The organism is Mixta mediterraneensis, assembly GCF_030283135.1.
Classification (GTDB): Bacteria; Pseudomonadota; Gammaproteobacteria; order Enterobacterales; family Enterobacteriaceae; genus Pantoea; species Pantoea mediterraneensis.
The window spans coordinates 41,648-59,870 of record NZ_JASUAZ010000001.1 but is presented as its reverse complement, the minus strand read 5'-3'; the positions used below and the strand labels follow the sequence as shown (position 1 = coordinate 59,870).

The 18,223-nt window shown below is 53.3% G+C and carries 19 protein-coding genes; 7 read left to right on the top strand and 12 right to left on the bottom strand.

Going from position 1 to position 18,223, the window contains the following annotated elements; genetic code table 11:
* Positions 1 to 22: 22 nt before the first annotated feature.
* The 4 genes from ruvC to aspS all read right to left on the bottom strand — a co-directional run bounded on the left by ruvC (position 23) and on the right by aspS (position 3,781).
* A complete protein-coding gene (gene ruvC / locus QRY16_RS00270; RefSeq protein WP_289775234.1) occupies positions 23 to 550 on the bottom strand; it encodes a crossover junction endodeoxyribonuclease RuvC in 528 nt (175 codons plus the stop codon).
* Between the two features lie 37 nt (positions 551 to 587).
* Positions 588 to 1,331 (bottom strand): YebC/PmpR family DNA-binding transcriptional regulator, encoded by a 744-nt coding sequence (locus QRY16_RS00265; RefSeq protein WP_289775233.1) that lies wholly within the window; start codon positions 1,329 to 1,331, stop codon positions 588 to 590.
* A gap of 240 nt (positions 1,332 to 1,571) precedes the next feature.
* A complete protein-coding gene (nudB, locus tag QRY16_RS00260; protein ID WP_289775232.1) occupies positions 1,572 to 2,003 on the bottom strand; it encodes a dihydroneopterin triphosphate diphosphatase in 432 nt (143 codons plus the stop codon).
* Positions 2,003 to 3,781, bottom strand: coding sequence for an aspartate--tRNA ligase (aspS, locus tag QRY16_RS00255; RefSeq protein ID WP_289775231.1), 1,779 nt, complete (start codon positions 3,779 to 3,781; stop codon positions 2,003 to 2,005). Before aspS ends, nudB begins: the two co-directional genes overlap by 1 nt.
* A 219-nt stretch (positions 3,782 to 4,000) precedes the next feature.
* On the opposite strand from aspS, the gene QRY16_RS00250 reads away from it, so the two are divergent.
* The 4 genes from QRY16_RS00250 to cmoB all read left to right on the top strand — a co-directional run bounded on the left by QRY16_RS00250 (position 4,001) and on the right by cmoB (position 7,061).
* The gene (locus QRY16_RS00250) at positions 4,001 to 4,822 is read left to right on the top strand and encodes a DUF72 domain-containing protein (protein WP_289775230.1); all 822 of its coding nucleotides are present in this window, start codon (positions 4,001 to 4,003) and stop codon (positions 4,820 to 4,822) included.
* Between the two features lie 68 nt (positions 4,823 to 4,890).
* On the top strand, positions 4,891 to 5,286 hold the full coding sequence (locus QRY16_RS00245; RefSeq protein WP_193405292.1) for an MAPEG family protein: 396 nt from the start codon (positions 4,891 to 4,893) through the stop codon (positions 5,284 to 5,286).
* Positions 5,287 to 5,367: 81 nt separating this feature from the next.
* Complete coding sequence (gene cmoA / locus QRY16_RS00240) at positions 5,368 to 6,096, top strand: carboxy-S-adenosyl-L-methionine synthase CmoA (protein WP_193405293.1); 729 nt, start codon at positions 5,368 to 5,370, stop codon at positions 6,094 to 6,096.
* Positions 6,093 to 7,061, top strand: coding sequence for a tRNA 5-methoxyuridine(34)/uridine 5-oxyacetic acid(34) synthase CmoB (gene cmoB / locus QRY16_RS00235; RefSeq protein WP_289775229.1), 969 nt, complete (start codon positions 6,093 to 6,095; stop codon positions 7,059 to 7,061). Before cmoA ends, cmoB begins: the two co-directional genes overlap by 4 nt.
* A 3-nt stretch (positions 7,062 to 7,064) precedes the next feature.
* On the opposite strand, the gene QRY16_RS00230 is transcribed toward cmoB, so the two are convergent.
* From QRY16_RS00230 to cutC, 3 genes are all read right to left on the bottom strand, one after another.
* Positions 7,065 to 7,685, bottom strand: coding sequence for a LysE family translocator (locus QRY16_RS00230; RefSeq protein WP_289775228.1), 621 nt, complete (start codon positions 7,683 to 7,685; stop codon positions 7,065 to 7,067).
* An 82-nt stretch (positions 7,686 to 7,767) separates the two neighbouring features.
* Positions 7,768 to 8,619 carry a hypothetical protein gene (locus tag QRY16_RS00225; protein WP_289775227.1) on the bottom strand — a complete coding sequence of 284 codons (852 nt, stop codon included), beginning with the start codon at positions 8,617 to 8,619 and terminating at the stop codon, positions 7,768 to 7,770.
* 167 nt (positions 8,620 to 8,786) lie between these two features.
* Positions 8,787 to 9,539 (bottom strand): copper homeostasis protein CutC, encoded by a 753-nt coding sequence (gene cutC, locus QRY16_RS00220; RefSeq protein ID WP_289775226.1) that lies wholly within the window; start codon positions 9,537 to 9,539, stop codon positions 8,787 to 8,789.
* 74 nt (positions 9,540 to 9,613) lie between these two features.
* On the opposite strand from cutC, the gene QRY16_RS00215 reads away from it, so the two are divergent.
* Positions 9,614 to 10,759 (top strand): MalY/PatB family protein, encoded by a 1,146-nt coding sequence (locus QRY16_RS00215; RefSeq protein ID WP_289775225.1) that lies wholly within the window; start codon positions 9,614 to 9,616, stop codon positions 10,757 to 10,759.
* Here QRY16_RS00215 and QRY16_RS00210 read toward each other — a convergent pair.
* Positions 10,756 to 11,316 (bottom strand): VOC family protein, encoded by a 561-nt coding sequence (locus tag QRY16_RS00210; RefSeq protein WP_289775224.1) that lies wholly within the window; start codon positions 11,314 to 11,316, stop codon positions 10,756 to 10,758. The two genes, QRY16_RS00215 and QRY16_RS00210, sit on opposite strands and share 4 nt — an antisense overlap.
* A gap of 314 nt (positions 11,317 to 11,630) precedes the next feature.
* Between QRY16_RS00210 and QRY16_RS00205 the strand changes: the two genes are divergently transcribed.
* Positions 11,631 to 11,753, top strand: coding sequence for a hypothetical protein (locus tag QRY16_RS00205; RefSeq protein WP_256449270.1), 123 nt, complete (start codon positions 11,631 to 11,633; stop codon positions 11,751 to 11,753).
* Between the two features lie 185 nt (positions 11,754 to 11,938).
* Positions 11,939 to 13,669, top strand: a complete 1,731-nt coding sequence (gene argS, locus QRY16_RS00200; protein WP_193405517.1) for an arginine--tRNA ligase — start codon at positions 11,939 to 11,941, stop codon at positions 13,667 to 13,669.
* 65 nt (positions 13,670 to 13,734) lie between these two features.
* Here the strand turns inward: argS and flhE are convergent, their stop codons facing one another.
* The 4 genes from flhE to cheZ form a co-directional block, all read right to left on the bottom strand.
* Positions 13,735 to 14,133, bottom strand: a complete 399-nt coding sequence (gene flhE / locus QRY16_RS00195; protein ID WP_419776098.1) for a flagellar protein FlhE — start codon at positions 14,131 to 14,133, stop codon at positions 13,735 to 13,737.
* Positions 14,133 to 16,223, bottom strand: coding sequence for a flagellar biosynthesis protein FlhA (gene flhA / locus QRY16_RS00190; RefSeq protein WP_289775223.1), 2,091 nt, complete (start codon positions 16,221 to 16,223; stop codon positions 14,133 to 14,135). The genes flhE and flhA overlap by 1 nt, the downstream gene beginning before the upstream one ends.
* A complete protein-coding gene (flhB, locus tag QRY16_RS00185; RefSeq protein ID WP_193405299.1) occupies positions 16,216 to 17,367 on the bottom strand; it encodes a flagellar biosynthesis protein FlhB in 1,152 nt (383 codons plus the stop codon). The genes flhA and flhB overlap by 8 nt, the downstream gene beginning before the upstream one ends.
* A gap of 213 nt (positions 17,368 to 17,580) precedes the next feature.
* Positions 17,581 to 18,222 carry a protein phosphatase CheZ gene (gene cheZ / locus QRY16_RS00180; RefSeq protein WP_289775222.1) on the bottom strand — a complete coding sequence of 214 codons (642 nt, stop codon included), beginning with the start codon at positions 18,220 to 18,222 and terminating at the stop codon, positions 17,581 to 17,583.
* Position 18,223 lies beyond the last annotated feature (1 nt).

The following is an 18,223-nucleotide window of genomic DNA, read 5'->3' as shown; positions in this document are numbered from 1 at the left end:
AGCCCTGGGTAGCGGCTTATATTTAGCCCGATCGTAGACGACCGCGGGTTAACACCAGTTTGCTGTCGCTCATCCGCGCCGCGTTTTGCGCAACGTGACAGTGCGTTATCGCAATCGCCAGCGCATCCGCAGCATCGGCCTGGGGATTCGCTGCCAGTTTAAGCAAGGTACGAACCATATGCTGTACCTGACTTTTCTCTGCACTGCCCAGCCCCACCACGGTTTGCTTAACCTGCCGCGCTGCGTACTCAAACACCGGTAAATCATGATTAACGGCGGCGACAATCGCCGCGCCGCGTGCCTGCCCCAGTTTTAATGCTGAGTCAGCGTTTTTCGCCATGAATACCTGTTCAATAGCGAAATAATCGGGTGAAAACTGAGTGATGATTTCGCTGACGCCCGCATAAATGAGCTTCAGGCGAGCGGGTAATTCAGCGGTATTCGTGCGAATACAGCCGCTGCCTAAATAGGTTAGCTGCCGACCTGTTTGACGAATCACACCATAACCGGTGATGCGCGAACCGGGATCGATCCCCAAAATGATCGCCATTACGCGCCTCCGGTTTGGTATAAACAGGCGAACGCCATTACAGCGTTTCCGCCACCTCGTCGGAAATTTCACCGTTGTGGTAAACTTCCTGCACGTCATCACAGTCTTCCAGCATGTCGATCAAACGCAGCAGTTTCGGCGCGGTTTCGGCGTCCATTTCCGCTTTGGTCGATGGGATCATGGTGACTTCAGCGGTGTCAGCTTTGAAGCCAGCGGCTTCCATCACATCACGCACTGTGCCCATATCTTCCCAGGCGGTGAAGACGTCAATGGTGCTGTCATCGTAGCTCACCACATCTTCAGCACCGGCTTCGAGTGCCGCTTCCATAACCTGATCTTCATCCTGACCCGGCGCATAAGAGATCACGCCTTTTTTGCTAAACAGGTACGCAACGGAGCCGTCGGTGCCAAGGTTTCCGCCGGTTTTGGTAAAGGCATGACGCACTTCGCCAACGGTACGATTACGGTTATCACTCAGGCATTCGATCATGATGGCCGATCCACCCGGACCGTAACCTTCATAGATGATGGTTTCCATGTTGGCGTTATCATCGCCACCCACACCACGTGCAATAGCACGATCCATGGTGTCACGCGTCATATTGTTGGACAGGGCTTTGTCCATTGCAGCGCGTAAACGCGGGTTAGAGGAAGGATCGCCACCGCCAAGTTTGGCTGAGGTGACCAGCTCGCGAATGATTTTGGTGAAGATTTTGCCTCGCTTAGCATCCTGAGCCGCTTTGCGGTGCCTGGTGTTCGCCCATTTACTATGTCCTGCCATCTTACATTTTCTCCGAACTTGGCATGGTGCAGGCTATCCTGCTGGCGATTTTCGCCGTTGCCAGTGCTCATTCTCTTCACGTACAACACTACGCTTTGATTGCTTTGCGCTGACAACGAATCTACTCGCTGCATCGATAACGCCCGACTGTTTAATGCTGTGGTGCTGATTATTGCGTCATCACCGGAAAGATATAACCTTAACCAGATCGCCGCCGGAAAAACGCGCGGCGGCAAACATTCAGGTAAATTCTTCTATCGCCTGGCGATTACTCCAGGACTTGGTTAGCGCTGCGGCGGCTGCGGGCTCAAGCCAGCGAAAAGCAAGATGCTCGCTCAACGCAATGTTGCGCTCGGTTGGCAGTAACAGCCGGAACCAGTGTTCACGGTTGTGCGTGATACCCGGAGCATAACGATGGCGATAGTGTGGAAAGATCTCAAATTCAATCTGGCGTTGACAATCTTCCACCCGTAGCTGCTCGGCGAGAGCGTTAATGCCCACCTCTTCCCATACTTCGCGCTGGGCAGCCTGAAGTGCGGTTTCTCCCGCCTCCAGGCTGCCGGTCACCGACTGCCAGAAATCGGGATCATCACACCGCTGCAGCATTAACACCCGGCCAGTATCCTGCGCATAAATGACCACCAGCACCGAAACCGGATGTTTGTACGCCATTATTGATTCTCTGGCTTATCTTTCTTCACTACCTGAATACCCAGTTCAAGCAGCGCCGCCGGATTCGCTGCCCCTGGCGCTTCGGTCATCAAACATGCTGCTGCCGTGGTTTTCGGGAAGGCAATGACGTCGCGAATATTGTCCGTGCCGGTCAGCAGCATGGTCAGACGATCCAGGCCAAATGCCAGACCTGCGTGCGGCGGCGTGCCAAATTTCAACGCATCCAGCAGGAAGCCAAACTTTTCACGCTGTTCATGTTCTTCTATACCCAGAATGCTGAACACGGTTTGCTGCATTTTGCCGTTGTGGATACGCACAGAACCGCCACCGACTTCGTAACCGTTAATCACCATGTCGTAAGCATTGGCCACCGCCAGGGTAGGATCTGCGGCCAGCTGCTCTGCGCTCATCTCTTTCGGCGCAGTAAACGGATGGTGCATCGCTGCCAGCCCGCCCGCTTCATCTTCTTCAAACATCGGGAAGTCAATCACCCATAACGGCTTCCAGGCTTTATCATCCGTGATTTGCAGCTCGCGGCCTACTTTCAGGCGCAGCGCCCCCAGGGCATCCGCGACCACTTTCGCCCGGTCAGCGCCGAAGAAAATAATATCGCCATCTTGCGCGCCAGTGCGGTTCAGAATGTCTTCTATGATGTTCGCGTTCAGGAACTTCGCTACCGGGCTTTGTACGCCTTCCAGACCTTTAGCGCGTTCGTTGATCTTCATCCACGCCAGTCCTTTGGCGCCATAAATTTCAACAAACTTGCCGTATTCATCAATCTGCTTGCGACTCAGCTGGGCACCCGTAGGAACACGCAGGGCTGCAACGCGTCCTTTTTCATCATTGGCGGGGCCGGAAAAGACCTGGAATTCCACGTTTTTCAGCAGATCACCCACATCAACCAACTCCATTGGGTTACGCAGGTCCGGCTTGTCTGAGCCGTAACGGCGCATCGCTTCTGCAAACGTCATTTTGGGGAATTCACCGAGATCCACCGTCTTGACGTCCAGCCACAGGTTGCGGATCATACGCTCCATAATTTCTCGCACCTGTGGCGCGCTGAGAAAAGAGGTTTCCACATCAATTTGGGTAAATTCTGGCTGACGATCGGCACGCAGGTCTTCGTCACGGAAGCATTTAACGATTTGATAATAACGATCAAACCCGGACATCATCAGTAGCTGTTTGAACAGCTGTGGCGACTGCGGCAATGCATAAAATTTACCTTTATGCACGCGGCTCGGCACCAGATAATCACGCGCACCTTCCGGCGTGGCTTTGGTCAGCATCGGCGTTTCGATGTCGAGGAAACCCTCGTTATCCATAAAGCGACGCACGAAGCTGGTGATTTTCGCGCGGGTTTTTAATCGTTCAACCATTTCTGGACGACGCAGATCCAGGTAACGGTATTTCAGACGCGCTTCTTCGCTGTTGTTCTGGTTGGAGTCCAGTGGCAGCGGCTCGGAACGATTAATGATATTCAGCGCTTCAGCAAATACTTCCACTTCACCGGTCGCCATCTCGGCATTTTTATTCTTGTCATCACGCGCACGCACAGTTCCGGTGATCTGGATACAGAATTCGTTGCGCAGCTCAGAAGCCAGCTTAAAAGCATCCTGACGATCGGGATCGAAGAATACCTGCACGATGCCTTCGCGATCGCGCATATCGATAAAAATCAGGCTTCCCAGATCGCGACGGCGGTTGACCCAGCCGCAAAGAGTAACTTTCTGACCTACATGAGACAGATTGAGCTGTCCGCAATATTCTGAACGCATAACACCATCCTTTTAACTTCACCGCTGCAGCTGACAGCATCGGGCCGCGTAACCTTTGAGATGCTGCCGCAAAAAAGGCGGTCATTATAATGGAAAAAGGGAATCAGGATAAGTAGAGGCGCGCCAAAGCGAACATTTCGTTATCGGTTTTCATCTGTTTGCAGTGACGGGCTACCTTAAAGGATAATTTGTCATCGCATTTGAGCCTGGAGAACTGGCGTGACGCTTCGTATTGGCCTGCCGCAATGGCAACATTCGCACTGGAAACGCTGGGGGATTGAAAACCTGGCTGACTATGCGCGCTATTTTCACTGCGTGGAAGGCAACACCACACTCTATGCGTTGCCGAATAGCGAAACGGTCCTACGCTGGCGCGACATGACGCATGATGACTTTCGCTTCTGCTTTAAATTTCCCCACACCATCAGCCATCAGGCGGCGCTGCAACACAGCGACGATCTGGTCGCCGAATTTCTCCGTTTGTTCGATCCGCTGGCCGGTCGCATTGGGCAATACTGGCTACAGCTGCCTGCTCGCTTCTCTCCCCGCCAGCTTAACGAGCTGTGGCGCTTCCTTGATAGCCTGCCGCGCCGTTTTTCCTATGGCGTAGAAGTTCGTCATCCTGAATTCTTTGCTAAAGGCGAGGCTGAGCGCGCGTTGAACCGCGGATTACTGCAGCGTGGCGTTAATCGTGTCATTCTGGACAGCCGCCCGGTCCATGCGTCCACCTCGCAAGCTGCCGCTGCCCTGCACGCGCGCCAGCAGAAACCGCGCGTGCCGCCGCATGCGCTGCGCACGGGTTCACAGCCGATGGTACGTTTTATCGGCAGTGACAGCGTGGATGAGAGCGTGCCTCTGTTTCAAATCTGGATAAATAAACTGATGGAATGGCAGCAGGACAGCGATCCCCTGCTTTTTCTGCACACTCCCGATATGGGAGAAGTCTTTCCGCTGGTGCAGGCGCTGTGGCCGCAGCTTCAGCAGCTGGATGCGCGTATTGGCAGCGGACCGGACTGGCCGCAACAGGATTCGCTGTTTTAAGCCATCAGCAGGACAGGCAACATCTGGCTGGCTAGAATGGCCGCCTTAGCAATATGTGGGAGTCGCGGATGGTTAGCGCGTTATATGTAGTAGTGGGTGCTTTATTAGTGATGAAGTTTGCGCTGGATGTGGTGCGTTACCGTCGGCAGTACCGCGTGGCTTACGGCGATGGCGGCGTTTACGATCTCAAAATAGCCATTCGCCTTCACGGCAATGCGATTGAAACCATTCCGCTGGCCCTGTTGCTACTTATTGTCATGGAAATGAACGGTGCAGACATCTGGATGATCCACATAACGGCATTGCTGTTTTTTGCGGGGCGTTTATTACACGCTTACGGTTTGCGCAACAGCGTCATGAAAGGCCGTCAATACGGCATGATGCTTACGCTGTTTGCCCTGTGCGGTATGACTCTGTTCAATCTGATCTACCTGCCGTGGGCGTTAGTCCTGACGCTACACTAAAGATTGCAGGTTTACGGGTGCAGCCTGCGTTTCTTTCTGCCAAAATAGCGCCCTTTCCGTCATCTTTCCGGATTTTTCGTTATGTCTGACCGCGATACGCTATTTTCCGCGCCCATTGCTAAACTGGGTGACTGGACCTTTGACGAGCGCGTAGCTGAAGTTTTTCCCGATATGATTCAGCGCTCGGTGCCCGGCTATTCCAACATCATTTCCATGATCGGTATGCTGGCAGAACGTTTTGTTCAGCCCAACAGTCAGGTTTATGACCTCGGCTGTTCGCTGGGCGCGGCGACCCTTTCGGTGCGTCGTAATATTCATGTGCCGGGTTGTACCATCATTGCGGTGGACAATTCTCCGGCGATGGTCGAGCGCTGCCGTCGCCATCTGGACGCGTTTCGCGCCGACACGCCAGTGACGGTAATGGAAGCCGATATTCGTAATATTCACATTGAGAATGCCTCGCTGGTGGTGCTCAACTTCACGCTGCAATTTCTGGAGCCACCGGCACGTTTACAGCTGCTGAAAAAGGTATGGCAAGGGCTGAATCCTGGCGGCGCCCTGGTATTGTCTGAGAAATTCAGCTTTGAAGATGCCGACGTTGGCGAGTTGCTGTTCAATATGCATCACGATTTCAAACGCGCTAACGGCTACAGCGAACTGGAGATCAGCCAGAAACGCAGCATGCTGGAAAATGTGATGCTGACCGACAGCGTCGAAGCGCATAAAGCGCGTCTGCAACAGGCGGGTTTTGCTCATGCTGAGCTGTGGTTCCAGTGCTTTAATTTTGGTTCGTTGGTGGCATTGAAATGATTGATTTCGGCCCTTTTTATCAGCAAATTGCCGTCGGGCCGCTTGCAAAGTGGCTGGAAGTGCTGCCTGGACAGATCAGCAGCTGGCAGCGTGAAAACCTGCATGGGCACTTCCGTGACTGGTACAAATCACTGGAATACCTGCCATTACTGGAGCCGCAGCGGCTGGATTTATTGCATAGCGTAAGCGCCGATCGCGACGACATCAGCGAGCGCCATCGTCAGGGCATTGAAAAACTGCTGCGTAATCTGATGCCGTGGCGGAAAGGCCCCTATTCTCTTTATGGCACTGAGATTAATACTGAATGGCGATCGGACTGGAAATGGGAGCGGGTTCTGCCCCATATCTCATCCTTAGCCGGTCGTATGGTGTTAGATGTGGGCTGCGGTAGTGGGTATCACATGTGGCGTATGCTTGGCGCCGGTGCGCATTTTGTGGTCGGCATCGATCCAATGCAGCTGTTTTTGTGTCAGTTCGAAGCGGTACGCAAGCTGTTGAATGACGATCGTCGCGCACATCTGCTGCCTGTCGGCATTGAACAGTTACCGGCTTTGCAGGCTTTTGATACCGTTTTTTCTATGGGCGTGCTGTATCACCGCCGTTCGCCGCTCGATCATCTGTTGCAGCTGAGAAATCAGCTGGTGAGCGGTGGCGAACTGGTGCTGGAAACCCTGGTGATTGAAGGCGATGTGAACCAGGTATTAGTACCGGGAGAACGTTATGCACAAATGCGCAATGTGTTCTTTATTCCCTCTGCCGAGGCGTTGAAAAGCTGGCTGGAGAAAAGCGGCTTTGTGGATGTACGTATCGTTGATTACGCCCTGACAACGACTGACGAACAGCGTCGCACCGACTGGATGACCAGCGAATCGCTGGCCGAGTTCCTTGATCCCAATGATTCGCGCAAAACGGTAGAGGGTTATCCCGCTCCGCTCCGCGCGGTGCTGGTCGCGACCAGGCCATAATGCTTAGCGGCGAGATAACGCCAGTTTCGCCGCAAAACCGATAAACACGCACCCAGTCAAACGATCCATTATTTTTAATACGCGGGGCTGACGCAATTGACGGGAAAAATAGCGGCTGCCACCGATCAACACCGCATTCCACATCAATCCCAGTAACATATGTGCTAACGCCATTAGCGTGCACCACAGCGCCACTGATGCCCCGGCAGGAATAAACTGCGGCAGGAAAGTGACGTAGAAGACACCCACTTTTGGATTAAGCAGATTTCCAAACAGGCCACGGCTAAAGCAGGCGACAAAGCCCTGCTGCGCCTTATTCGTTTCGACCTCTTCAGGTTGACTGCGCGGATTAAGCACTAACTTTATGCCGAGATAAAGCAGGTATGCCGCGCCAATCCATTTCAACAGATTGTAGGCCGTTTCTGAAGCCAGCAGCAGCGCACCCAGCCCTAGCCCCACCGCAACGCCCCAGATTAAACAGCCTAACGTCACGCCAAAAGCGGTAGCGCTGGCGCGTTTCCATCCCTGAGCAGCCGCAGAACGCAGCACTAATGCCGTATCAAAGCCAGGCGTCATCGTCAAAATCGTAATAGCGAACAAAAAGGAGAGCAGCGTGGTAGTCATAGTGATTTCTCTGTTTTAATTACGCACAACATAGCAAGTGAGGAAATTATTGTAACCTTTTCAGCGCAACCTTCATTCCACACTATTCATTTGACGAGGCGGTTTTATCCCAGTATTGATATTTATAGGCCGAGCTGAGGTGGCGCTCAATGGTGCCTTTATCGAACACTTCCGTTTCGTGCAGGTAACTTAACGTGCAGTTGCCTACCTCATCCCATAGCTGACATTCATCAATCGAGCGAATAGTGCTGACCGGGGTGCTGGTCATGCCGTGCAGACGTAGCTCGCGAAATTGTTTGTCGTAAGTGTACGTGTCCTTGCTACGTGCTGATTGCGTGCCGGTCACTAAACCCTGCGGACTCCAGCGATAGTGATTTTCGCCGTTGCTCAGTGCATCAGTACCGCGCGCCACGCTCTTTTCCAGCCGGAAATGGTTATCATAGCGGTAAAGGGTGTCAGTGAAACCCGTCTGGCCCATGCTGGTAAATTTATCAGAGGCGCTGACAATGTTGCCGTGCTTACCCATTTGCCAGTTAATCGTACCCTGACGATTATCGACCACCACTTCTTTGCCTTCCTTCAGCACTTTGACCAGGTAGGCATACTCTGCAACCCAGCCACTTTGTACCCGGACGATGTGCTGTTCCATGCTGAGAGTAACGTTGCGCTCATTTTTGTCATAGCTGACGTCAGCAACCGTGAGATCGCCGCAGGGATCAAACTGGCCAAGCATACGTTTTTGCGAATTGACATCTTTGCCGAATTCTCCGGCGATGACCTGACGCACCGCACCTTTTGCGCTGCCGCCGAGCATAATCCAGTTATTACTGCTGGCAATATTACCGCTTTGCGAACCGCAATTGCTGGCCGCAAAGAGCGGACTGCTTAACGCAGCCATTAACAAGGTTAATGCAGAGATAAAAAAGCATTTCATGGTGTTAAGTCTCCGACAACAATAGGTTAAGTGTAATCGCAACTGTGTTTATCGGAGGCAAAAGCGTAAATAGCAGACAAAAAATACCCCAGCAAGCGTACTGGGGTTTGGTACTTGCAAACATCACGTCAATCAGCGGCGTGCTGCGCGGCAAAATCTGGCGTGATTCAGGCCACCCGGACAGTGTTCATCTGCATCACACTTCTCATCGCTTCCACCACATCGCTATCGACACAATAGCGACTAAATTCGTCGGTTTCGGCTTCTGAACACATCGAAACACCGGCCTTTCGATAACGCATCGGCGACGCCACAAGGCGGCTGGCCGAGCTATGAACTTCACGAATGCCCATGTCGAGGAATTTTTGCAGGTTACTCAGGCGAACGCCCGCGCCTGCCATAATAATAGGACCTGTACTGTATTCATTAAGTTCCTTCAACAATGCAATTCCGTTTTCCGCGCTTTGTTGCTGCCCTGACGTCAGAATGCGCGCGACACCAAGATCGGTCAACTCCTCCAGGGCACGTTTCGGACTATGGCACAGATCGAAAGCCCGATGAAAGGTTACTGAGAGGCCGCCACACAGCGCCATGATTTGCCGCATTTGACTCTGGTTAATATGCGCCTCTTCATCCAGCATACCAATGACCAGGCCGGGAAAGCCGAGATCGCGAATCAAAGCCACATCTGATTTCATCGCGTCGAATTCACGCGCGGTATAGCAAAAATCGCCACCGCGTGGTCTGACAATCGGATGAACCGGAATCGTTACCTCACGACGGACCGCTTCCAGCATCCCCGCCGACGGCGTTAATCCGCCTTCACGCGGTGCGGCGCAAAGCTCAACCCGATCGGCTCCGGCCTGCTGCGCGGTCACTGCGCAATCCACGCCGTAGCAGCAAATTTCCAGTTTAGTCATTCTCTTCTCCTTTACATGACGCCTGCTTCGAATCAAATTACTCTTTTGAAATAAGTTTACGCGGAAAGGTAAATATGGCATTCAATTTTGACCAACGGATAGACCGTCGTCACAGCGATAGCCGTAAATGGCACAAATATGCGGGCCAGGACATCCTGCCATTATGGGTAGCAGATACCGATTTTCGATCGCCTGAATGCATTATCGAGGCGATAAAAAACCGTGCCGACCATGGGGTTTTTGGCTATGGCGAACACCCCGACGGCTTAATTGATGTCGCGGTTCAGCGTTTTGCCTCGCGCTATCAGTGGCACGTTGATCCAGCGTGGATAGTGTTATTACCGGGCGTGGTCAGCGGGCTAAATTTATCGGTGCGCGCTTTCACGGCTGCTGACGAGACGACTATCGCCCCTACGCCAATTTATCCGCCGTTTCGTAGTGCAGCCAAATTAGCCGAACGGGCGCAACTTAATCTGCCGTTAACCCTGCAGGACTCGCGTTGGGTGATCGATCTGGCTGCCGCCGAAGGCCAGATGCGTGGCAAAGAAAAGTTATTGATGCTGTGTAACCCACAAAATCCTGGCGGTACGGTTTATCGTCGCGACGAGCTGCAGGCACAACTTGCCTTTGCTCAACAACATGACTTAATTGTGTGCTCTGATGAAATCCATTGCGATTTACTGCTCGAGCCGGGCGTGCAACACATTCCTTTTGCCTCGCTGAATGAAGATGCCGCACAGCGCAGCATTACGCTGCTCTCACCGTCAAAAAGTTACAATATCGCTGGCCTGGGCGCGTCAATGGCTATCATTCCCAACCCTGAACTACGCGCTCGCTTTAATCGCGTGCGTCAGGGCATTGTACCGTCAGTAGATATTCTGGCGCTGGTCGCAGCGGAAGCCGCATGGCGCGACGGAGAGGCATGGCTGGAAGCCCAGCTTAGCTACTTACGCAGTAACCGCGACTGGCTGGTTGAACAGGTCAATGCCTTACCAGGGCTAGAGATGGCTTCCCCCGAAGCCACTTACCTTGGCTGGATTGATGCCAGCGCGCTCAGCGTTGCCAGCCCGGCTCTCTACTTCGAAAAACATGGGCTCGGCTTTTCACCCGGCCGTGATTTTGGTGATGACAACTTTGTACGCTTCAATTTTGGTTGTACCCGCGCCACGCTAAAAGACGCCGTTGCGCGGTTACAGAACGCTGTTGCCGCGCGCGCTTAATTTGCCTCGCTGGCGACGATTTCTTCCAGTCGCCACGGGTGAAATTTAATCGTTGTTTGCCCGTCCGTTACTGCTAAGGTCGGATTGGGCAAGTCTTCATTTTCCCCTTTTGGCGAGCTGGTTTTAAACGAAATGTCGCGCTGCATCAGCGCCTGGTCCGCGAGTAAGGCCATCGCACGTATGCCGAGGGTTTCAGGTTCTCCACGCAGTACAATTTCTACATGCTCCCATCCTTCATGGCGATACCGTTTTTCGCCCGGCCACGGCAGTTCAATTATATCCAACTGCCAACCGGCGACCTGAATGGGTTGATGCAGCCTGAACAGGCAAATTGGACGCCCGTTAATCATCGCTTCAGAAAGCGGGCTGCCTATTTGCAAAAATCCCTGTTTCCAGCGCTCCGCTGTCACGTTCTGATGGCAGCGAACAGCAATATGATCCGCCTCAAGATCGCTCAGGGTGAGACCCAGTCGCTCAGAAAAACTTTTTAACGATTTTTCAAAACGCACTAAATCCGCTTCTAAATCGTCCAGTTCTGGGGGAAAAGTGGTGTTCACAGCCCGCAATCTCCTTTAATAATCCAGTATTTCTAATCAATGTAATGCGCCGTCAGCACTACGCCATGCGCAACAAAATAGTAAGATTCATCCGATTTGGCGAGAAAACTGGCGTAAAATCGCATAACTACTGCTTTTAATTCGGACTTATCCCCTCTTTAGATCCAGAAGTTACTGGATGAACCTGCATTAATTTACTGTTTTAAATCAACTTATTTAATACAATGAGATAACTCTTATTTGGGTGATAAACAATTGCAGCCATGCGGGGTTTCTTATAAATTTGACCCAACACAACTAAAAGGAATAGCTCAATGACCATGCTTATTGTTGTCGCAGTCCTGATCGCACTGATGGGATTTGCTATTTCCCGCCACTGGAAGGTGCGTGAAGATAAAAGCGTTAAAAACCCTCGCCGTCATCTGCGTCGCCGTTAAAGCCAGCGGGAAACATTTCAGGCCCTGTTTCCCTGCTTTATCCAACTGCTGACGCCCACCAACAATTCACGTATACTTTCCCCCTCATTTTTTCCCGTTTTGTCTGGCGATTGACCCCAGGCAAGATGATGATGACGGCTCGTGGTGGTTCAGACGAGCGTTTTTCAGCATATGAAGGTATTTCGGTGAATATTCAGGCACTTCTTTCCGCAAAAGTCAGTCAGGCAATGGTTTTAGCCGGCGCACCCGCCGATTGCGAACCGCAGGTTCGTCCGTCTGCCCGGGTCCAGTTTGGTGATTATCAGGCGAACGGTATTATGGCCGTGGCGAAGAAACTGGGGCAAGCGCCGCGACAATTAGCGGAGACAGTGTTGCAGCACCTTGATCTGGCCGGTATCGCCAGCAAAATGGAGATTGCCGGACCGGGCTTCATCAATATTTTTCTTGACCGCCAGTGGCTGGCTGAAAATGCCAAAACCGCTCTGCGTCAGCCGCGTTTGGGCATAGCACACGTCGAACCACAAACTATCGTAATTGATTACTCTGCGCCCAATGTGGCAAAAGAGATGCACGTTGGGCATGTGCGTTCCACCATTATTGGTGATGCCGCCGTGCGCACCCTGGAGTTTCTCGGTCACCACGTAATTCGTGCAAACCATGTGGGCGACTGGGGCACGCAGTTTGGCATGTTGATTGCTTATCTGGAGAAACAGCAAAACGAAAATCACGCTGAGATGGCGCTGGCCGATCTGGAAGCGTTTTACCGCGAAGCAAAACGTACCTATGACGAAGATCCTGCCTTTGCTGAACGCGCTCGCCGTTATGTGGTGAAGCTGCAAAGTGGTGACGAGTATTGCCGCCAGATGTGGAAAAAGCTGGTCGACATTACCATGAGTCAGAACCAGAAAGTGTACGACCGCCTGAACGTCACCCTGAGCCGCAAAGATGTGATGGGTGAAAGCCTTTACAACGATATGTTGCCTGGCATTGTCAGCGATCTTAAAGCCAAAGGGCTGGCGGTTGAAAGCGAAGGCGCCACTGTGGTGTTTCTGGATGAGTTCCAGAACAAAGAAGGCGAGCCGATGGGCGTCATCATCCAGAAAAAGGATGGAGGCTATCTGTACACCACCACCGATATTGCCTGTGCAAAATATCGGTATGAAACGTTGCATGCCGATCGCGTGCTGTATTACATCGATTCACGTCAGCATCAGCATCTGTTGCAGGCGTGGACCATTGTGCGCAAAGCCGGTTATGTGCCTGATAATGTTCCGCTTGAACATCACGCATTTGGCATGATGCTGGGTAAAGATGGTCGCCCTTTCAAAACCCGTAGCGGCGGCACTATTAAATTGTCCGATCTGCTGGATGAAGCCTATCAGCGTGCCTACACGCTGGTGCGCGAGAAAAATCCTGAGATGTCCGAAGATGAGGTAAAGCAGCTGGCAGAAGTGGTTGGCATTGGCGCAGTGAAATATGCTGACCTGTCAAAAAGCCGCACCACCGATTACATCTTTGACTGGGATAATATGCTGGCTTTTGAGGGCAACACCGCGCCTTACCTGCTGTATGCCTACACTCGCGTATTATCCGTGTTCCGCAAAGCCGGTATCGATGCAGAAACGCTCAAAGGTGAGCTGGTGATTACTGAGGATCGCGAAGCGCTGTTGGCTACTCGTCTGTTACAGTTCGAAGAAGTCATCACCCAGGTTGCGCGTGACGGTACGCCACATGTGATGTGTGCTTATCTCTATGATCTGGCTGGTCTGTTCTCTGGTTTCTACGAGCATTGTCCGATTCTTAATGCCGAAGAGGAAAGCACTCGCTTCAGCCGTTTACAGCTAGCGGCGCTGACGGCCAAGACACTGCAACAGGGTCTTGATACCCTCGGTATTAAAACCGTCGAACGTATGTAAAGTAAAAAACCCTGCCTCGGCAGGGTTTATCTATGGTCACGATGATGGTTATCCCGCAGGCTGAGCTAGCGATCGTGATAGTTCACCATTACTTCACTGCTCACTACCCGCAGGCCCGGCGGTAATTTCCCCGTCCCGGCAAAGCCAAACACCATATGCAAGGTTTCCTTTGCTGCTACATGCGCCAGACCGCGCGTGCTACCGCTGGCTCCCTCAAGCGCAGTACAGCGCTGCGCCGCACACAATCTTACTTCCAGCCCTGATGGCGCTGGCTTGCTAAGCTGATAGCGCCAGTTCACCACCTCAATATAGCCGCTGACATTTTGCGGTGGCGTTAAAGGCTGTGAACGTTGCCAGGCCCCCCGATTCGCCAGCACCGGACCACGGGCGCTGGCATGCCACGCCCCGTCCATCGCCTGTACCCACAATGGCCATATGCACAGCAGCCACAGCAAACGTTTCACTATTTTCCTCCGATGGTCGCCGTCATACGGATCTGACGATTGTCGCTGAGCTCCATGTTTGACAGCACCACCAGTTGCGGCAGGTTACGGCGCAGGAAGCGCGCCAGCAGCGCACGTAACGGATGATTCACCAGCAACACCGGTGGCGCACCCAGCATTTCCTGTCGCTGCAATGCGCTCTGTGCCTGACTCAATAAGCGATCGGCAAGGCCCGGTTCCAGTCCACCGCCGCCCTGTAAAGCCTGTAACAACAAACGCTCCAGCGTGGCATCCAGACCAATCACCTGCACTTCGTCATTACCGGGGAACCACTGTTGCGTAATCGCACGGCCCAGCGCAACGCGGACGACGCTGGTGAGTTCTTGTGGATCGCTTTGCACGGGCGCATGTTCCGCCAGCGTTTCAATGATGGTGCGCATATCGCGAATCGACACCCGCTCTACCAGTAGATTTTGCAGCACTTTATGCAGTGTGGTCAGGGTGATCACGCCCGGCACCAGGTCTTCCGTTAGCTTTGGCATTTCCTGCGTGACGCGATCTAACAGCTGCTGCGCTTCCTGACGACCAAACAATTCGCTGGCGTATTGACCAATCAGGTGGTTAAGGTGCGTGGCCACCACGGTACTGGCTTCAACCACCGTGAAGCCCTGAATCTGCGCCTGTTCTTTCAGCGCACTGTCAATCCAGATGGCCGCCAGACCAAAGGCCGGATCCACCGTGGCTTCGCCCGGCAAGGATCCCGCTGCGGTGCCTGGGTTGATCGCCATCCAGCGCCCTGGATAAGCATCGCCGCTACCTATTTCCACGCCTTTCATCAAAATGCGATAACGCGCTGGCGGCAGTTCCATGTTGTCACGGATATGCACCACCGGTGGAAGAAAGCCAACATCCTGTGCCACCTTTTTACGGATACTGCGTATGCGTCCCAGCAGTTCGCCGTTTTGCAGGTGATCGACCATCGGAATCAGGCGATACCCCACTTCCATGCCGAGCGTATCCTCCAGCTGCACGTCGGTCCAGGACGCTTCCGCAGCGGCCGGTGTTTCCTGCGCTTTGCTGACGCTACCCGGCGTTTCAGCGCTCTTTTTCGGCTGCATTTCTCGTCCGCGCAGCCACCACGCCAGGCCCAACAGCGCCGCAGTAAACAGCAGAAAGACCAGGTTCGGCATGCCAGGCACTAAACCCAGCAAACCAATCACGCCAGCACTCAACATCAGGACGCGCGGATCTTTAAACAGCTGACCAACCATCTGTTCGCCCACGTCCTGATCGGTAGCAACTCGCGTCACGATCACACCCGCTGCGGTGGAGATGACCAGAGCAGGGATTTGCGCCACCAGACCATCACCGATGGTTAACAGCGTATAAGTTTCTGCGGCATGGCCTGCATCCATACCATGCTGCACTACGCCCACCAGCAGGCCACCAATCACGTTAATCACCATGATCATAATGCCGGCGATAGCATCGCCGCGCACAAACTTACTCGCTCCGTCCATCGAACCGTAGAAGTCTGCTTCCTGCGTCACTTCCTGACGCCGTCGTTTTGCCTCATCTTCGCCAATCAAACCGGCGTTAAGGTCAGCATCAATCGCCATCTGTTTGCCGGGCATCCCGTCCAGCACAAAGCGCGCGCCAACTTCCGCGATACGACCAGCGCCTTTAGTGATAACCATAAAGTTGATGATCACCAGGATGATGAACACCACGATGCCGATGGCAAAGTTACCGCCAACCAGAAAGTGCCCAAAGGCTTCTACCACGCGCCCTGCCGCCGCCGCACCGGTATGCCCTTCCATCAGAATGATTCGGGTTGAGGCCACGTTTAATGCCAGACGCAGTAACGTGGAAAACAGCAGAATGGTTGGAAACGCGGCAAATTCCAGCGTGCGTTGAGTGAACATCGCCACCAGCAGCACCATGATGGAAAGCGCAATGTTAAAGGTAAACAGCAGATCGAGGATGAACGGTGGCAATGGCAGCACCATCATCGACAGGATCATCATGATCAGCACCGGACCGGCTAACACCTGCCATTGCGTATCTTTAAAGCTTTCCGGTAAACGCAGTTTTGCGGCCAAATTAGCCATCGTTTCTGTTCTCTCCTGCAAAGTCCATATCTGCCGGTACTGGCAAATTCTTCGGTTTGGTTGGGATCAGGCCACCTTCACGCTTCCAGCGACGGAGCTGCCAGACCCACGCCAGCACTTCCGCCACTGCGGCATAAAGCGCGCCGGGAATATGCTGCCCAATTTCGGTGTGTCGATACAAAGCACGCGCCAGCGGCGGAGCTTCTAACAGCGGGATGCGGTGCTCAGTCCCCAGTTCACGAATTCTCAGCGCAATCTCTCCTGCGCCTTTCGCCACCACTTTCGGCGCGCTCATTTTCTTCTCGTTATATTGCAGCGCCACCGAATAGTGCGTCGGGTTGGTGACAATGACGTCGGCTTTCGGTACATCAGCCATCATGCGACGCCGTGCAGCAGCCCGCATTTGCTGGCGAATACGCCCTTTAACATGCGGATCGCCCTCCTGCTGTTTGAACTCATCGCGAATTTCCTGACGCGACATACGCAATTTTTTGTAATAGCTATAAATCTGCCAAAAGACGTCATAGCCAACCATGGGGATCAGCCCCAACATCACCAGCGCGCAGCATATCGCGATCAAATCCATGCCATGGATCAACGCTCTGGTCGGCGATTCGCTGATTAACCGCAGCATTTCCGGCCAGTGTGACCAGATGTACCAGCCCCCGACGCAGCCCACCAACACCGATTTCAGAATGCCTTTGAACAGTTCAGTCCAGGCTTGTGCGGAGAACATGCGTTTGAAACCAGGCAGCGGGTTCAATTTGGTGAAATCCATTTTGATCGCTTTACCGCTAATCACGATACCGCCTAACAGCATCGGTGCAGCAATCGCGACCAGCACCAGTCCCCCCATCAACGGCAGCAGCGCCAGTATTGCCTGGCCGACCAGACTTCCGATGTGGGCAATAATGATTTTGTCGTCAGTGACCATGCCATGGTCAAATTGCAGCCCCGTCGCCACCATGCTGGCTAACCTGTGCGCCATAAGCGTGCCGCCCAGCCACAGGATCATAATGCCGGCCAGTAGCATTAACAGAGAAGTCAGCTCGCGCGAACGCGGAATCTGCCCCTCCTCACGCGCTTTCTCAAGTCGGTGGGGGGTGGGCGATTCTGTTTTGTCCTCGTCGCTTTCTTCAGCCACAACAAACCTCGGTGGATGGGATTTCTGAGCATAGAATGCCAAATTTGAGTTTGGTTAAAGCGGGGATAAGACGAAGAAAAGGCGTGCTCTTTTACGGATGGGAAAAAGAAGCGGTAAAAGCCCGCCGTCAAGCGGGCCGTGTTTTATCGTAATCGCGCGTAAATAAGCTTACGCGCATTAGCCGGGTAATCAGCCAGACGCTAAGCAGTAAAATTAAAAGCCTAAGCTATCCAGCAAGTCATCTACCTGATCCTGGTTCGCCACTACGCCGGGTGCATCAGTATGAATTTGCGGACCGTTCAGCAGGCTGGAACCGCCCTGACGTTTCTCCGCACTGACTTCCGGCATGTTCTCCAGCAGCACCATCAACAGTTGACGCTCGATTTCCTGGATCACATCCATCATGCGCTTGATAACCTGACCGGTAAGGTCCTGGAAATCCTGCGCCATCATGATTTCAAGCAGCTGTTTGTTGGTGAAGGCGGTATGTCCCGGCACGGCATCAAGGAATTCGCGCGTATCCGTCACCAACTCACGAGCATCGGCCAGTTCAATGGGATTTTCAAACCATGCATCCCAACGCCCTTTTAGCAGGGTTGCTCCGGCCTCCATTTTATCCTGGTGCGGTTGTGCCGCTTCTACGCAGTTTAGTGCGCGATCGGCAGCCTGAGCCGTCATTTGGACCACATAGTCCAGACGATCGCGTGCATCAGGAATAGCTTCGGCGGCTTCGGCAATAGCATGATCAAGCCCCAGCTCGCGCAGGCTGTCACGCAACATGCGCGTCAGCGAGCCGATGCGAGCAATAATGTCGTGTGCCGAGGCATCCTCAGTTGATTTCGGAAGGTCACTCATC

What these genes read in the sequence shown, in the direction of transcription:
- QRY16_RS00245 (WP_193405292.1), top strand. Translation starts at nt 4,891, where the DNA reads ATGGTTAGCGCGTTATATGTAGTAGTGGGTGCTTTATTAGTGATGAAG.
- nudB (WP_289775232.1), bottom strand. Translation starts at nt 2,003, where the DNA reads ATGGCGTACAAACATCCGGTTTCGGTGCTGGTGGTCATTTATGCGCAG.
- ruvC (WP_289775234.1), bottom strand. Translation starts at nt 550, where the DNA reads ATGGCGATCATTTTGGGGATCGATCCCGGTTCGCGCATCACCGGTTAT.
- QRY16_RS00205 (WP_256449270.1), top strand. Translation starts at nt 11,631, where the DNA reads ATGACCATGCTTATTGTTGTCGCAGTCCTGATCGCACTGATGGGATTT.
- QRY16_RS00215 (WP_289775225.1), top strand. Translation starts at nt 9,614, where the DNA reads ATGGCATTCAATTTTGACCAACGGATAGACCGTCGTCACAGCGATAGC.
- aspS (WP_289775231.1), bottom strand. Translation starts at nt 3,781, where the DNA reads ATGCGTTCAGAATATTGCGGACAGCTCAATCTGTCTCATGTAGGTCAG.
- cutC (WP_289775226.1), bottom strand. Translation starts at nt 9,539, where the DNA reads ATGACTAAACTGGAAATTTGCTGCTACGGCGTGGATTGCGCAGTGACC.
- cmoB (WP_289775229.1), top strand. Translation starts at nt 6,093, where the DNA reads ATGATTGATTTCGGCCCTTTTTATCAGCAAATTGCCGTCGGGCCGCTT.
- QRY16_RS00230 (WP_289775228.1), bottom strand. Translation starts at nt 7,685, where the DNA reads ATGACTACCACGCTGCTCTCCTTTTTGTTCGCTATTACGATTTTGACG.
- cmoA (WP_193405293.1), top strand. Translation starts at nt 5,368, where the DNA reads ATGTCTGACCGCGATACGCTATTTTCCGCGCCCATTGCTAAACTGGGT.
- cheZ (WP_289775222.1), bottom strand. Translation starts at nt 18,222, where the DNA reads ATGAGTGACCTTCCGAAATCAACTGAGGATGCCTCGGCACACGACATT.
- QRY16_RS00225 (WP_289775227.1), bottom strand. Translation starts at nt 8,619, where the DNA reads ATGAAATGCTTTTTTATCTCTGCATTAACCTTGTTAATGGCTGCGTTA.
- flhA (WP_289775223.1), bottom strand. Translation starts at nt 16,223, where the DNA reads ATGGCTAATTTGGCCGCAAAACTGCGTTTACCGGAAAGCTTTAAAGAT.
- QRY16_RS00265 (WP_289775233.1), bottom strand. Translation starts at nt 1,331, where the DNA reads ATGGCAGGACATAGTAAATGGGCGAACACCAGGCACCGCAAAGCGGCT.